Annotated in this window: 10 protein-coding genes; 9 read left to right on the top strand and 1 reads right to left on the bottom strand. The window is 60.1% G+C overall.

Translation table 11 applies throughout. The features are described from left to right. The first annotated feature begins 4 nt into the window (after positions 1–4). The 9 genes from rnhB to ispD all read left to right on the top strand — a co-directional run bounded on the left by rnhB (position 5) and on the right by ispD (position 12,229). Positions 5–646, top strand: a complete 642-nt coding sequence (rnhB, locus tag BMZ10_RS14425) for a ribonuclease HII (RefSeq protein ID WP_093463343.1) — start codon at positions 5–7, stop codon at positions 644–646. A gap of 225 nt (positions 647–871) precedes the next feature. Further along, positions 872–4,393: a DNA polymerase III subunit alpha gene (dnaE, locus tag BMZ10_RS14430; protein WP_093463346.1), complete on the top strand. Its 3,522-nt coding sequence runs from the start codon at positions 872–874 to the stop codon at positions 4,391–4,393. Positions 4,394–4,508: 115 nt separating this feature from the next. Further along, entirely contained in the window at positions 4,509–5,456 is a 948-nt protein-coding gene (gene accA, locus BMZ10_RS14435) for an acetyl-CoA carboxylase carboxyl transferase subunit alpha (RefSeq protein ID WP_093463349.1), read from the top strand. A gap of 46 nt (positions 5,457–5,502) precedes the next feature. Next, a complete protein-coding gene (gene tilS, locus BMZ10_RS14440) occupies positions 5,503–6,837 on the top strand; it encodes a tRNA lysidine(34) synthetase TilS (RefSeq protein WP_093463352.1) in 1,335 nt (444 codons plus the stop codon). A 271-nt stretch (positions 6,838–7,108) separates the two neighbouring features. Next, entirely contained in the window at positions 7,109–8,740 is a 1,632-nt protein-coding gene (locus BMZ10_RS14445) for a CTP synthase (RefSeq protein ID WP_093463355.1), read from the top strand. A 15-nt stretch (positions 8,741–8,755) separates the two neighbouring features. Continuing rightward, the gene (gene kdsA / locus BMZ10_RS14450; RefSeq protein WP_093463358.1) at positions 8,756–9,613 is read left to right on the top strand and encodes a 3-deoxy-8-phosphooctulonate synthase; all 858 of its coding nucleotides are present in this window, start codon (positions 8,756–8,758) and stop codon (positions 9,611–9,613) included. A gap of 171 nt (positions 9,614–9,784) precedes the next feature. Then, the gene (eno, locus tag BMZ10_RS14455; RefSeq protein ID WP_093463361.1) at positions 9,785–11,071 is read left to right on the top strand and encodes a phosphopyruvate hydratase; all 1,287 of its coding nucleotides are present in this window, start codon (positions 9,785–9,787) and stop codon (positions 11,069–11,071) included. 158 nt (positions 11,072–11,229) lie between these two features. Further along, positions 11,230–11,508 carry a cell division protein FtsB gene (gene ftsB, locus BMZ10_RS14460; protein ID WP_093464171.1) on the top strand — a complete coding sequence of 93 codons (279 nt, stop codon included), beginning with the start codon at positions 11,230–11,232 and terminating at the stop codon, positions 11,506–11,508. A gap of 10 nt (positions 11,509–11,518) precedes the next feature. Beyond that, the gene (gene ispD / locus BMZ10_RS14465; RefSeq protein ID WP_093463364.1) at positions 11,519–12,229 is read left to right on the top strand and encodes a 2-C-methyl-D-erythritol 4-phosphate cytidylyltransferase; all 711 of its coding nucleotides are present in this window, start codon (positions 11,519–11,521) and stop codon (positions 12,227–12,229) included. Positions 12,230–12,332: 103 nt separating this feature from the next. Here the strand turns inward: ispD and BMZ10_RS14470 are convergent, their stop codons facing one another. Beyond that, positions 12,333–13,226, bottom strand: coding sequence for a LysR family transcriptional regulator (locus BMZ10_RS14470; protein WP_093463367.1), 894 nt, complete (start codon positions 13,224–13,226; stop codon positions 12,333–12,335). Between the last annotated feature and the right edge of the window lie 62 nt (positions 13,227–13,288).

The raw sequence follows: 13,288 nt of genomic DNA on the forward strand, positions 1-13,288 counted from the left end.
ATCAATGCAGATGGGTCTGGACTTCAATCTGGTCGAGGATCTGGTGGCCGGTGTCGACGAAGTCGGTCGCGGTCCACTGTGCGGCGCGGTCGTCACGGCTGCTGTCATCCTGGACCCGAAACGCCCGATTCTGGGCCTCAACGACTCGAAAAAACTCACCGAAGCCAAGCGCGAAAAACTGTTCGATGAGATCTGCGAAAAGGCGTTGTGCTGGCACATTGCACGGGCAGAAGTGGAAGAAATCGACGAGCTCAATATCCTGCACGCCACCATGCTGGCCATGAAGCGTGCCGTCGAAGGGTTGCTCATCGTGCCTAAACTGGCACTGATCGACGGCAATCGCTGTCCGCAGCTTTCGGTTCCCTGTGCGCCGGTCATTCAGGGCGACGCCCAGGTCCCGGCCATCGCCGCAGCGTCGATCCTGGCGAAGGTGAGCCGCGACCGCGAGATGGCGAGGATGGAGCTGCTGTATCCCGGTTACGGCATTGGCGGGCACAAGGGCTATCCTACTCCGGTCCACCTGGAAGCCCTGGCGCGACTGGGACCTACGCCGATTCACCGGCGATCCTTTGCCCCTGTACGTGCGGCGTACGAGGCGCGGGACATGATGATCGCTACAGGTTTTACCTCGCTGCCGCTGAGTTGATGCCGGCACCGACGCTGCGCAGCAGCGGCTTCAATCTGCCGGCCATCCCGACCAGAGGCATTTCAGCAACAGGGATAGCCTCACCGCCCGCCAATGGCGGATACGGGTGCTCCCGTCCACTGCAACACACTTCGTACTGCTGACAGGGTCGTTTGGCTTATCGAATGTTTTTCCTGAGGCCGGTACAATCCGGCCTTCGTTTTCTGTGCGCTATTAGGATCACCCATGCCGGCTTCTTTCGTTCATCTACGCCTGCACACCGAATACTCTCTGGTTGACGGTCTGGTCCGGGTCAAGCCGCTGGTCAAGGCGCTGGCCGGCATGAACATGCCTGCGGTAGCGGTGACTGACCAGAACAACCTGTGCTCGCTGGTCAAATTCTATAAAGCGGCCATGGGCGCGGGAATCAAGCCGATCTGTGGCGCTGACATCTGGCTCGCGGGTCGTGATCGCGATGCGCCGCTCAGCCGCCTCAGCCTGCTCGTGATGAACCCGAAAGGCTACCTGAACCTGACCGAGCTGATCTCGCGCGGATTCATGGATGGTCAGCGTAACGGTCTGGTGGTGATCGAGCGCGAGTGGGTCGCCGAAGCCAGCGAAGGCTTGATTGCCTTGTCGGCGGCCAAAGAAGGCGAAATCGGCATGGCCTTGCTGGGCGGTAATCCGGCTGAGGCTGATCACCTGCTTAAAGAATGGATGACCGTTTTCCCGGACCGTTTTTATATCGAGGTCCAGCGCACCAACCGTATCAACGATGAAGAGCACCTGCACGCCGCCGTCGCCCTGGCCGACCGGCACGGCGCGCCACTGGTGGCGACCAACGATGTGCGCTTCATCAAGCAGGAAGATTTCGAAGCACACGAGACGCGCGTCTGCATCGGTGAAGGCCGGGCGCTGGACGACCCGCGTCGTTCGCACAATTACAGCGATCAGCAATACCTCAAAAGCGCCGAGGAGATGGCTGAGCTGTTCAGCGATCTGCCGGACGCGCTGGCCAACACGGTCGAGATCGCCAAGCGCTGCAACATCGAGGTGAAGCTGGGCAAACACTTCCTGCCCAACTTCCCGATCCCCGATGGCCTCACCATCGACGAGTATTTCCGCAAAGTGTCGTTCGAAGGCCTCGAGGAGCGCCTCGCGGTGCTGTGGCCCAAGGAAACCACACCCGACTATGAAGCCAAGCGACAGGTGTATGTCGACCGTCTGAATTTCGAACTGGATATCATCATCCAGATGGGATTCCCCGGTTACTTCCTGATCGTGATGGACTTCATCCAGTGGGCCAAGAATAACGGCGTGCCGGTGGGGCCGGGCCGCGGGTCGGGTGCCGGTTCGCTGGTTGCCTACGTGCAGAAGATCACTGACCTGGACCCGTTGCAATATGACCTGCTGTTCGAACGGTTCCTGAACCCCGAGCGGGTATCGATGCCCGACTTCGACGTCGACTTCTGCATGGACGGCCGCGACCGGGTGATCGAGTACGTGGCCGATAAATACGGCCGCAATGCGGTGAGCCAGATCATTACCTTCGGTTCGATGGCGGCCAAGGCGGTGGTGCGCGACGTGGCGCGGGCGCAGGGCAAGTCATTCGGCCTGGCGGATCGTCTGTCGAAGATGATCCCGTTCGAAGTCGGCATGACCCTGGAAAAGGCCTACGAACAGGAAGAAATCCTGCGTGACTTCCTCAAGAACGACGAGGAAGGCGCTGAAATCTGGGAGATGGCGCGCAAGCTCGAAGGCGTAGTGCGTAACGTCGGCAAGCACGCCGGTGGCGTGGTTATCGCGCCGACCAAACTCACCGACTTCGCGGCCATTTATTGCGACGAAGAGGGCAGCGGTCTGGTGACCCAGTTCGACAAGGATGACGTCGAAGCTGCCGGGTTGGTGAAGTTCGACTTCCTCGGCCTGCGCACCCTGACGATCATCGATTGGGCGATGAAAACCATCAACCGCGACCGCGCCAAGGTGGGCGAGGAGCCGCTGGACATCGCGTTCATCCCGCTGGACGACGCGCCGACCTACGACCTGTTGCAGAAAGCCGAAACCACGGCGGTGTTCCAGCTCGAATCCCGCGGCATGAAGGAGCTGATCAAAAAGCTCAAGCCCGACTGCCTTGAAGACCTCATCGCACTGGTGGCACTGTTTCGCCCGGGCCCGTTGCAATCGGGCATGGTGGATGACTTCATCAACCGCAAACACGGCCGGGCCGAGCTGTCGTACCCGCACGTCGACTACCAGTACGACGGGCTCAAGCCGGTATTGGCGCCGACCTACGGCATCATCCTGTATCAGGAACAGGTGATGCAGATCGCTCAGGTCATGGCCGGTTACACCCTGGGCGGTGCGGACATGCTGCGTCGCGCCATGGGCAAGAAGAAGCCCGAGGAGATGGCCAAGCAGCGCGGCGGCTTTATCGAAGGCTGCAAGACCAATAACATCGACCCGGACCTTGCCGGTAACATTTTCGACCTTGTTGAGAAATTCGCCGGTTACGGCTTCAACAAGTCCCACTCCGCGGCATACGGGCTGGTTTCGTACCAGACCGCGTGGCTGAAGAGGCACTATCCGGCGCCGTTCATGGCCGCCGTGTTGTCGGCGGACATGCACAACACCGACAAGGTCGTGACCTTGATCGAAGAAGTGCGGACCATGAAGCTGCGCCTGGACGCGCCGGATGTGAACAACTCGGAATTCAAGTTCACCGTGAACGACGAAGGCCGCATTGTCTACGGCCTCGGCGCCATCAAGGGCGTCGGCGAGGGGCCGGTCGAGGCGATCACCGAAGCGCGTCAGGCGGGCCCGTTCAAGGACCTGTTCGACTTCTGTGCGCGCATCGACCTCAAGCGCGTCAACAAACGCACCTTGGGCGGCCTGATCAGCAGCGGCGCGCTGGACCGTCTGGGCCCGTTCTTCTTTGAGGAGCCCAAACAGTATCAAGCCAACATCGACCGCAACCGCGGCGTCCTGCTGGCGGCTCTGGAAGAAGCGATCCAGGCCGCCGAGCAGACCGCGCGCAGTCACGACAGCGGTCATGCCGATCTGTTTGGCGGTTTGTTCGTCGAAGCGGACGCCGATGTTTATGCGAACCATCGCAATGCCAAGGAGGTCACTCTCAAGGAGCGCCTTCGCGGCGAAAAGGAAACGCTGGGCCTGTACCTCACGGGGCATCCGATCGACGAATACGAAGGTGAGATCAGACGGTTCGCCCGTCAGCGTATCGTCGATCTGAAACCGGCGCGGGACACTCAGACCGTGGCGGGGCTGATCATCGCGCTGCGCGTGATGAAGAACAAAAAGGGCGACAAGATGGGTTTCATCACCCTTGATGACCGCTCCGGACGCATCGAAGCGTCGCTGTTCGCCGATGCGTTCCATTCGGCCCAGTCGCTGCTGCAGACCGACGCGATGGTGGTGGTGGAGGGGGAAGTCAGCTCCGATGATTTCTCCGGCGGCCTGCGTTTGCGTGCCAAACGGGTGATGAGCCTGGAAGAGGCGCGTACGGGGCTGGCCGAAAGTTTGCGTCTGACCGTGCATAGCGAAGCGCTCAAGGGCGATCGTCTACGCTGGCTGGGCGACCTGTGCAGGAAGCACCGGGGAGCGTGTCCGATCACGCTCGATTACACCGGGCAGGAGGCCAAGGCGTTGTTGCAGTTTGGCGAAGCGTGGCGGATCGATCCCGCAGACAGCCTGATTCAGGCCCTGCGTGACCAGTTCGGACGAGAGAACGTCTTCCTGCAGTATCGCTGAACGCTGATCAGCTCAGAATTTTTTAAACTCGACCGAAAGGCGCCTGCTCCTTTAAGGTATGGCGCTTACGGATCAACCGGCCGGCCTCTTGGCCGTCGACCCAAGACGGATGCCTATGAACCCGAATTTTCTGGATTTCGAACAGCCGATTGCTGACCTGCAAGCCAAGATTGAAGAGCTGCGTCTGGTAGGCAATGACAACTCGCTGAACATCGGCGACGAAATCTCTCGACTGCAAGAGAAGAGCAATACGCTCACCGAAAGCATTTTCGGCAACCTGACCAGTTGGCAGATCGCGCGCATGGCGCGTCATCCGCGTCGTCCGTACACGCTGGATTACATCGAACACATCTTCACCGAGTTTGACGAGTTGCATGGCGATCGCCACTTCTCCGACGACGCGGCAATCGTCGGCGGCATTGCTCGCCTCGACGATCAGCCTGTGATGGTGATCGGTCATCAGAAAGGCCGCGAAGTGCGCGAGAAGGTTCGCCGCAACTTCGGCATGCCGCGTCCGGAAGGCTACCGCAAGGCCTGCCGTTTGATGGAAATGGCCGAGCGCTTCAAGATGCCGATCCTGACCTTCATCGACACGCCGGGCGCCTATCCGGGCATCGACGCTGAAGAACGCAACCAGAGCGAAGCGATTGCCTGGAACCTGCGCGTCATGGCCCGCCTGAAGACTCCGATCATTGCCACCGTCATCGGTGAAGGTGGTTCAGGCGGCGCGCTGGCGATTGGTGTCTGCGACCAGTTGAACATGCTGCAATATTCCACTTACGCGGTGATCTCGCCGGAAGGCTGCGCCTCGATCCTGTGGAAAACGGCCGAGAAGGCGCCGGATGCCGCTGAAGCGATGGGCATTACCGCCGAGCGTTTGAAAGGGTTGGGTATCGTTGACAAGGTGATCAACGAGCCATTGGGTGGCGCACATCGTGATCCGGCCGCCGCCGCTGCATCGATTCGTGAAGAGTTGAGCAGTCAGTTGGCAATGCTCAAGAAATTCGGTAACGATGAGCTGTTGGCTCGCCGCTACGAGCGCCTGATGAGTTACGGCGTATAACCGGAGTCTTTTTCTGAGGTCCGGCCAGCTTGAAAGGTTGACCCGCATGACCAAGCCGGACATCAAGAAAGACTTATCCAAGCGTCTGCTGTCGCGCCTGTCCCCCTGGCGCGACGCAGCGGCCTGGCGCATCGCCTTCTCCGGTGGTCTGGATTCCACCGTCCTGCTGCATCTGCTGTCGGATCTCTCGAAACAACAGCGCCTTCCCCCTTTGATTGCCATTCACGTTCATCACGGCCTGCAGGCTGTGGCCAAGTCCTGGCCGGGACATTGTCGTCAGGTCTGTCAGATTCTGGGCGTACCGTTGCAGGTCATCGACGTTACCGTGAAGCCCGGCGCGAGCCTCGAGCAAGCCGCGCGCAATGCCCGTTATGACGCTTTTAATGACGTCCTTGAGCGTGGCGAAGTGCTGCTCACTGCGCAGCACCGCGATGATCAAGCTGAAACGCTGATGTTCCGGTTGTTGCGCGGCGCAGGCGTGCGTGGTCTGGCGGCGATGCCTGAGGCACGAATCGTCGGGGAGGGTCGACTGTTTCGTCCGTTGCTCGAGGAGTCCAGAACAACGCTGGAAGCGTATGCCCGGGAGCAGGGTCTGAGCTGGATCGAGGACCCGAGCAATCATGACAGCCGCTTTTCACGCAACTACCTGCGCAATCACGTGATGCCCATGCTGACGGCGCGTTGGCCGCAGGCCGTGGCCAGTATGACCCGCAGCGCTGCACATCTGGCTGAGGCGCAGGCGTTGCTGGTCGAGCTGGCGCAGCAGGATCTGGCTCAGGCCGAAACGCCGTGTCCGTGGCCGTGGCTGGATCTGCCGTCGCTGGAACTGGGGCCGCTGGAGATGTTATCGGACGCCAGGCAGCGCAATGCCTTACGCCACTGGCTGACACCTCTGACCCGTTTACCGGATACCGATCACTGGGCAGGCTGGGATTCGTTGCGTGATGCAGGCCCTGACGGCCGTCCGATCTGGCGCCTCGCTGACGGTCAGGTGCATCGCGCCGAGGGGCGGATCTGGTGGTTGTCCGGGATCTGGCTCAAGGATGTCGCCGGCTCGCAGCACTGGTCGCTGTCCTCTCAGCCGCTGGCGCTGCCCGGCAACGGCATGTTGCAGATCGTCGGTTCGGCACCCGTTGGCGGCTTGCACGTCCACTATCGGCAGGGCGGAGAGACCTTCGATGTGCCCGACCGTGGGCGCCGGGATCTCAAGCGTCTGCTCAACGAAAAAGGCGTACCGGTTTTTTTGCGCGGCCGATTGCCGCTGCTCTATCGCGGTGAGCAATTATTGGCCGTGGCCAACTTGCCCGGACTGGACGCCGGGCCCCGTGGCGACTGGCGATTGCACTGGCAGCCACCGACGAATGACCAAAGTTTGAGCTGAAAGGGCGTTTCCGGTAGACTACGCTCCCTTCTTGATACAGCTTATGTCGATCCTTCCGGAACGATGCAAGTTGCCGATGACCAGCCAGTCTTTACTGGGCGATTCTCAAAATGTGGCGAGCAATGGACAGACCTTACTGTGGTCAGTCGCTTTTTCTGGCGCAACAGATTCTGAACAGCACTGTGAGACACGCAGGTCATCGGGGGCTTCGGCCTTCCTTCGCTTTCCCCGGCGGCTCTGACCGCTTTAACGCAGACTTCTAGGGTTTTTCATGACGCGCTACATCTTCGTCACGGGCGGTGTTGTTTCTTCATTGGGGAAAGGCATTGCCTCGGCTTCATTGGCGGCCATCCTGGAGGCGAGGGGACTTAAGGTCACCATGCTCAAGCTGGACCCCTACATCAACGTCGACCCGGGCACCATGAGCCCGTTCCAGCACGGTGAAGTGTTCGTCACCCACGACGGCGCCGAGACCGACCTGGACCTGGGTCACTACGAGCGTTTCATCCGCACCACCATGACCCAGAACAACAACTTCACCACTGGCCGTGTGTACGAACACGTCCTGCGCAAAGAGCGCCGTGGTGATTACCTGGGTGCGACCATTCAGGTGATTCCGCACATCACCGATGAGATCAAGCGTCGCATCATCAAGGGCGCCGGCGATGCCGACGTGGCCCTGGTGGAAATCGGTGGCACCGTGGGTGACATCGAATCACAACCATTCTTGGAAGCCATCCGCCAGTTGCGCTTCGAAGTCGGCGCCAAGCGCGCGATGCTGATGCACCTGACGCTGGTACCCTACATCGCCACTGCCGGCGAAACCAAGACCAAGCCTACCCAGCACTCGGTCAAGGAATTGCGCTCCATCGGCCTGCAGCCTGATGTGCTGATCTGCCGTTCCGACCATGCCATCGACGTCTCGTCGCGCCGCAAGATCGCTCAGTTCACCAACGTCGAAGAGCGTGCAGTCATCGCGCTGGAAGATGCCGACACCATCTACAAGATCCCGGGCATCCTGCATTCGCAAGGCCTGGACGATTTCGTCGTAGAGCGTTTCGGTCTGCAATGCGCCGGCGCCGACCTGTCCGAGTGGGACAAGGTTGTCGATGCCAAGCTCAATCCGGAGCACGAAGTCACCATCGCCATGGTCGGCAAGTACATGGAACTGCTGGACGCTTACAAATCGCTGATCGAAGCGATGAGCCATGCCGGCATCACCAATCGCACCAAGGTCAACCTGCGCTACATCGATTCCGAAGACATCGAGAATCAGGGCACCGGCCTGCTCGAAGGCGTGGATGCCATCCTGGTGCCGGGCGGCTTCGGTCTGCGCGGCGTCGAAGGCAAGATCACGGCGGTGCAGTTTGCTCGCGAAAACAAGGTTCCGTACCTGGGCATCTGCCTGGGCATGCAGGTGGCCGTCATCGAGTTCGCACGTAACGTGCTGGGCTGGAAAGACGCCAACTCCACCGAGTTCGACCGCACCAGCGGGCACCCAGTCGTGGGTCTGATCACCGAGTGGGAAGACGCGACCGGCGCAGTCGAAACCCGCACCGAAGCCTCCGATCTGGGCGGCACCATGCGCCTGGGCGCGCAGGAATGCCAGCTTGAGCCCGGCTCCCTGGTACACGATTGCTACGCCAACGACGTCATCGTCGAGCGTCACCGTCACCGCTACGAGGTGAACAACAAGCTGCTGCCGCAACTGATCGAAGCCGGCCTGAAAGTGTCCGGTCGCTCCGGCGACGGCGCGCTGGTCGAAGTGGTCGAGTCTGCCGATCATCCGTGGTTCGTAGCCTGTCAGTTCCACCCAGAATTCACCTCCACGCCTCGCGATGGCCACCCGCTGTTCAGTGGTTTCGTCAAGGCAGCGCTCGCTCAACATCAGAAGAACGCCTGATAGGGAATTCATTACATGGCACAGAAAATCATCCGCGTCGGCTCCGCCGACAAGGGCATTGACATCGCCAACGATAAGCCAATGGTTTTGTTCGGTGGCATGAACGTCCTGGAATCCCGTGACATGGCCATGCAGGTCTGTGAGGAATACGTGCGGGTGACCGAGAAGCTCGGGATCCCTTACGTTTTCAAGGCCAGCTTCGACAAAGCCAACCGTTCTTCCGTGACGTCCTATCGCGGCCCGGGCCTGGAAGCGGGCATGCGCATTTTCGAAGAGATCAAAAGCACGTTCGGCGTGCCGGTGATCACCGACGTGCACGAACCGGATCAGGCCGCTGCCGTTGCCGAAGTCTGCGACATCATTCAGCTGCCGGCTTTCTTGTCCCGCCAGACCGATCTGGTCGTGGCGATGGCCAAAACCGGCGCCGTGATCAATATCAAGAAAGCCCAGTTCCTCGCGCCTCAGGAAATGAAACACATCCTGAACAAGTGTGAAGAAGCGGGTAATGACCAATTGATCCTGTGCGAGCGTGGTTCGAGCTTCGGCTACAACAACCTCGTGGTCGATATGCTCGGCTTCGGCATTATGAAAGCCTTCGAATACCCGGTGTTCTTCGACGTGACGCACGCGTTGCAGATGCCGGGCGGCCGTTCCGATTCCGCTGGCGGTCGCCGTGCTCAGGTCACCGATCTGGCCAAGGCCGGCATCAGTCAGGGCCTGGCGGGGCTGTTCCTCGAGGCCCATCCGGATCCGGATAACGCCAAATGCGACGGTCCATGCGCGCTGCGTCTGAACAAGCTCGAGCCATTCCTGACTCAGCTCAAGGCGCTGGACGATCTGGTCAAGGCCTTCCCGACGATCGAAACGGCTTAAAAACCCGCTTCACCGGCGCCGAGCCCTCCGGTAGAGTGCCGTTCGTTATTTTCCCGACCAATGGATCGGGAAATTTGTCGTTTTGGGGCCTGCCCGTTGTCCTAGAGCCCTGAGACGCCGAATCGTTTTCCCTGCTGCGTCGTTTTCGTCAATCTTGGAGTGTTAACAACAATGGCAAAAATCGTCGACATCAAAGGTCGTGAAGTTCTCGACTCCCGTGGCAATCCCACCGTGGAAGCAGATGTGCTCCTCGACAACGGCATCATCGGCAGTGCATGCGCGCCGTCCGGTGCTTCCACCGGCTCGCGTGAAGCACTTGAGCTGCGTGATGGCGACAAGAGCCGTTACATGGGCAAAGGCGTTCTCAAGGCTGTGGCCAATATCAACGGCCCGATCCGCGACCTGCTGCTGGGCAAGGATCCGGTTGACCAGAAGGCACTGGACCACGCGATGATCCAGCTCGACGGCACCGAAAACAAAGCCAGCCTGGGCGCCAACGCCATTCTCGCTGTCTCTTTGGCCGCTGCCAAAGCTGCCGCTCAGGATCAGGATCTGCCGCTGTACGCGCACATTGCCAACCTCAACGGCACGCCAGGTGTCTACTCGATGCCGGTCCCGATGATGAACATCATCAACGGTGGCGAGCATGCCGATAACAACATCGACATCCAGGAATTCATGGTTCAGCCAGTGGGCGCCAAGACCTTCGCCGAAGGCCTGCGCTGGGGCACCGAGATTTTCCACCACCTCAAAGCCGTGCTCAAGGCACGCGGTCTGAACACCGCCGTGGGTGACGAAGGTGGCTTCGCGCCCAACCTGAACTCCAACGCCGACGCACTGGACGCCATCGCCGAGGCCGTGAAGAACGCCGGCTACACGCTGGGCACCGACGTGACCCTGGCACTGGACTGCGCTGCCAGCGAGTTCTACAAGAACGGCAAGTACACCCTGAGCGAAGAAGGCGAATACGATTCCGCCGGTTTTGCCGACTATCTGGCCGATCTGGTCAGCAAACACCCGATCATCTCGATCGAAGACGGCCTGGACGAATCCGACTGGGACGGCTGGAAGATTCTCACCGACAAGATCGGCGACAAGATCCAGCTGGTGGGCGACGACCTGTTCGTGACCAACACCAAGATCCTGAAAGAAGGCATCGAGAAGAAAATCGGTAACTCGATCCTGATCAAGTTCAACCAGATCGGCACCCTGACCGAAACGCTGGAAGCCATCCAGATGGCCAAGGCTGCCGGTTACACCGCTGTGATCTCGCACCGCTCCGGCGAAACCGAAGATTCCACCATCGCCGATCTGGCAGTGGGCACTTCGGCAGGCCAGATCAAGACCGGTTCCCTGAGCCGCTCCGATCGTATCGCCAAGTACAACCAACTGCTGCGTATCGAAGAGCAGTTGGGCGCAAAAGCTGTGTACCGTGGCCGCAGCGAGTTTCGCGGTTAAGTGCAAGATGGTAAAAAGGCAGCAGGCGCTGTAGGGCGTTTCGCGTAAATCGCGACGTGTCCTGATGTCCTGATCCACGAGCCCGGTGACCGCCGGGCTCTTGGGCATTTGAATTGGTCGATTTTGCTGTCTTCTTCACCGGGTATCAGATATTCATAATGCGCAGTCCTAACTGGTTGTTCCTCGTTCTGCTTTTGCTGCTCGCTGGTCTGCAATATCGCCTGTGGGTGGGTAATGGCAGTCTTGCGCAGGTGGCCAGTCTGACTCAGCAAATCGCCGATCAACATGCCGAAAACGAAGCTTTGCTGGAGCGCAACCGGGTCATGGACGCGGAAGTGCTGGAGCTGAAAAAAGGCCTGGAGACCGTTGAAGAACGTGCCCGCCACGAGCTGGGCATGGTCAAGGACGGCGAGACCCTTTATCAGTTGGCACAGTGATGTTGGCGTGATGACTCAATCCCTTCCTGCCTTCTGGGCAGTGATTCCCGCAGCGGGCGTTGGCGCACGCATGGCGGCAGACCGTCCCAAGCAGTATCTGCAACTGGGCGGCCTCACGATTCTTGAACACAGCCTGCTTTGCTTTCTCGATCATCCCCGGCTCAAGGGCCTGGTGATCAGTCTGGCTGTGGATGATCCTTATTGGCCTACCTTGCCTTGCGCGCTGGATTCCCGGATACAGCCAGTCGCTGGCGGCAAGGAGCGTGCGGATTCGGTGCTCAACGCGCTGCTTCATCTGCACGCCAGTGGCGCCGATGACAATGACTGGGTCCTGGTGCACGATGCCGCGCGACCGAATCTGGCGCGCTCGGATCTCGACCGTCTACTGGCGGAGCTGGCGGACGATCCGGTCGGCGGGTTGCTCGCCGTTCCGGCCAAAGACACCCTCAAACGCGCCGACGCCAGTGGTCGAGTGGCGGAAACGGTGGATCGCAGCTTCATATGGCAGGCCTACACGCCGCAGATGTTCAGACTTGGCGCGTTGCATCGCGCGCTGGCCGACGGGCTTGTCTCGAATGTGTCGATCACCGACGAAGCCTCGGCGATCGAGTGGGCAGGCCACTCGCCGCGCCTTATCGAAGGCCGTGCGGACAACATCAAAGTCACCCGGCCGGAGGACCTGGAATGGCTGCGTCAGCGGCGGGGTGATTTTTCCCGCTGATCGGGCCCTTGGTTGTTGCGGGTTGTATGCGCAGATTTCTGTGGAGCGTGCTTGTCACGCGACGCCGACCCGAGCCATGCTCGTACAACGTTCGCGTAGCGCTTCATCGATATTCCGGCCGCAACGCCAATCCCGTCTTCAGATAATCCACCAGCTTTCTCACCTTCGGCGACAGGTGCCGCTGCTGCGGGTATAGCGCCCACACCGCGGTGCTCGGCGGCTGATGAGCATCGAGCAGCGAGATCAATGCGCCGCTCTTGAGGTGTTCGAGCACGTAGTAATCCGGCAGCTGACACAGCCCGACCCCTTGCAACGCCGCGTCTAGCACCGCCTGCCCACTGTTGCAACGCCAGTTTCCCTGCACACGTTGAGAAAACTCGCGGCCGTTCTGCTGCAATAACCAACTGTCCGAACTGCCGATGAGGCAGTTATGCCGAGTCAATTCCGACACGCTGTGCGGTCGTCCATAACGTTCGAGATATGACGGCGAGGCGCAGAAATACATTCGTCTCGGCGCAAGACGCGTCGCCACCAGTCTGGATTCCTGCAACCGGCCCAGCCTGATTGCCAGGTCCATGCCTTCATGCAGGAGGTCCAGCGTGTTGTTGGTCAGCTCGATGTCCACGCGTAATTGAGGGTGCTCATCCATGAAGCGCGTCACCAGCGGCGTGATGAAGCGCTCGCCGTAGGCCACCGCGCAGGTCATGCGCAACAGGCCCTTTGGCTCGCTGGTCAAGTCGCTCACGGCGCGCAACGCCTCCTCCCGGCCATCCTGCAGGCGCTGGCAGTGGTGGAGAAAGGTTTGTCCCGCTTCCGTCAGTGCGACCTTTCGGGTGCTGCGGTATAGCAGACGCGTCTGAAGACGTTCCTCAAGGCGGGCAATTTGCCGACTGACATGGGACGACGACACGCCCAGACGTTCTGCCGCTGCCGTGAATTGCCCGCATTCGGCAACGGCGACGAATTCGTCCAGTCCTTCCCAACGATTGGCGAACATCGATTATCCCCGTACAGCAGTAATGTTTTGCTTTCGGCCGGATTATTAATCAAACGGCACTG

Origin of the sequence: Pseudomonas sp. NFR16 (genome assembly GCF_900108875.1) — a bacterium.
In the GTDB taxonomy this organism is placed as follows: domain Bacteria; phylum Pseudomonadota; class Gammaproteobacteria; order Pseudomonadales; family Pseudomonadaceae; genus Aquipseudomonas.

Coding starts and splice junctions, on each gene's coding strand:
- rnhB (WP_093463343.1), top strand. CDS start 5: ATGCAGATGGGTCTGGACTTCAATCTGGTCGAGGATCTGGTGGCCGGT.
- dnaE (WP_093463346.1), top strand. CDS start 872: ATGCCGGCTTCTTTCGTTCATCTACGCCTGCACACCGAATACTCTCTG.
- accA (WP_093463349.1), top strand. CDS start 4,509: ATGAACCCGAATTTTCTGGATTTCGAACAGCCGATTGCTGACCTGCAA.
- tilS (WP_093463352.1), top strand. CDS start 5,503: ATGACCAAGCCGGACATCAAGAAAGACTTATCCAAGCGTCTGCTGTCG.
- BMZ10_RS14445 (WP_093463355.1), top strand. CDS start 7,109: ATGACGCGCTACATCTTCGTCACGGGCGGTGTTGTTTCTTCATTGGGG.
- kdsA (WP_093463358.1), top strand. CDS start 8,756: ATGGCACAGAAAATCATCCGCGTCGGCTCCGCCGACAAGGGCATTGAC.
- eno (WP_093463361.1), top strand. CDS start 9,785: ATGGCAAAAATCGTCGACATCAAAGGTCGTGAAGTTCTCGACTCCCGT.
- ftsB (WP_093464171.1), top strand. CDS start 11,230: ATGCGCAGTCCTAACTGGTTGTTCCTCGTTCTGCTTTTGCTGCTCGCT.
- ispD (WP_093463364.1), top strand. CDS start 11,519: ATGACTCAATCCCTTCCTGCCTTCTGGGCAGTGATTCCCGCAGCGGGC.
- BMZ10_RS14470 (WP_093463367.1), bottom strand. CDS start 13,226: ATGTTCGCCAATCGTTGGGAAGGACTGGACGAATTCGTCGCCGTTGCC.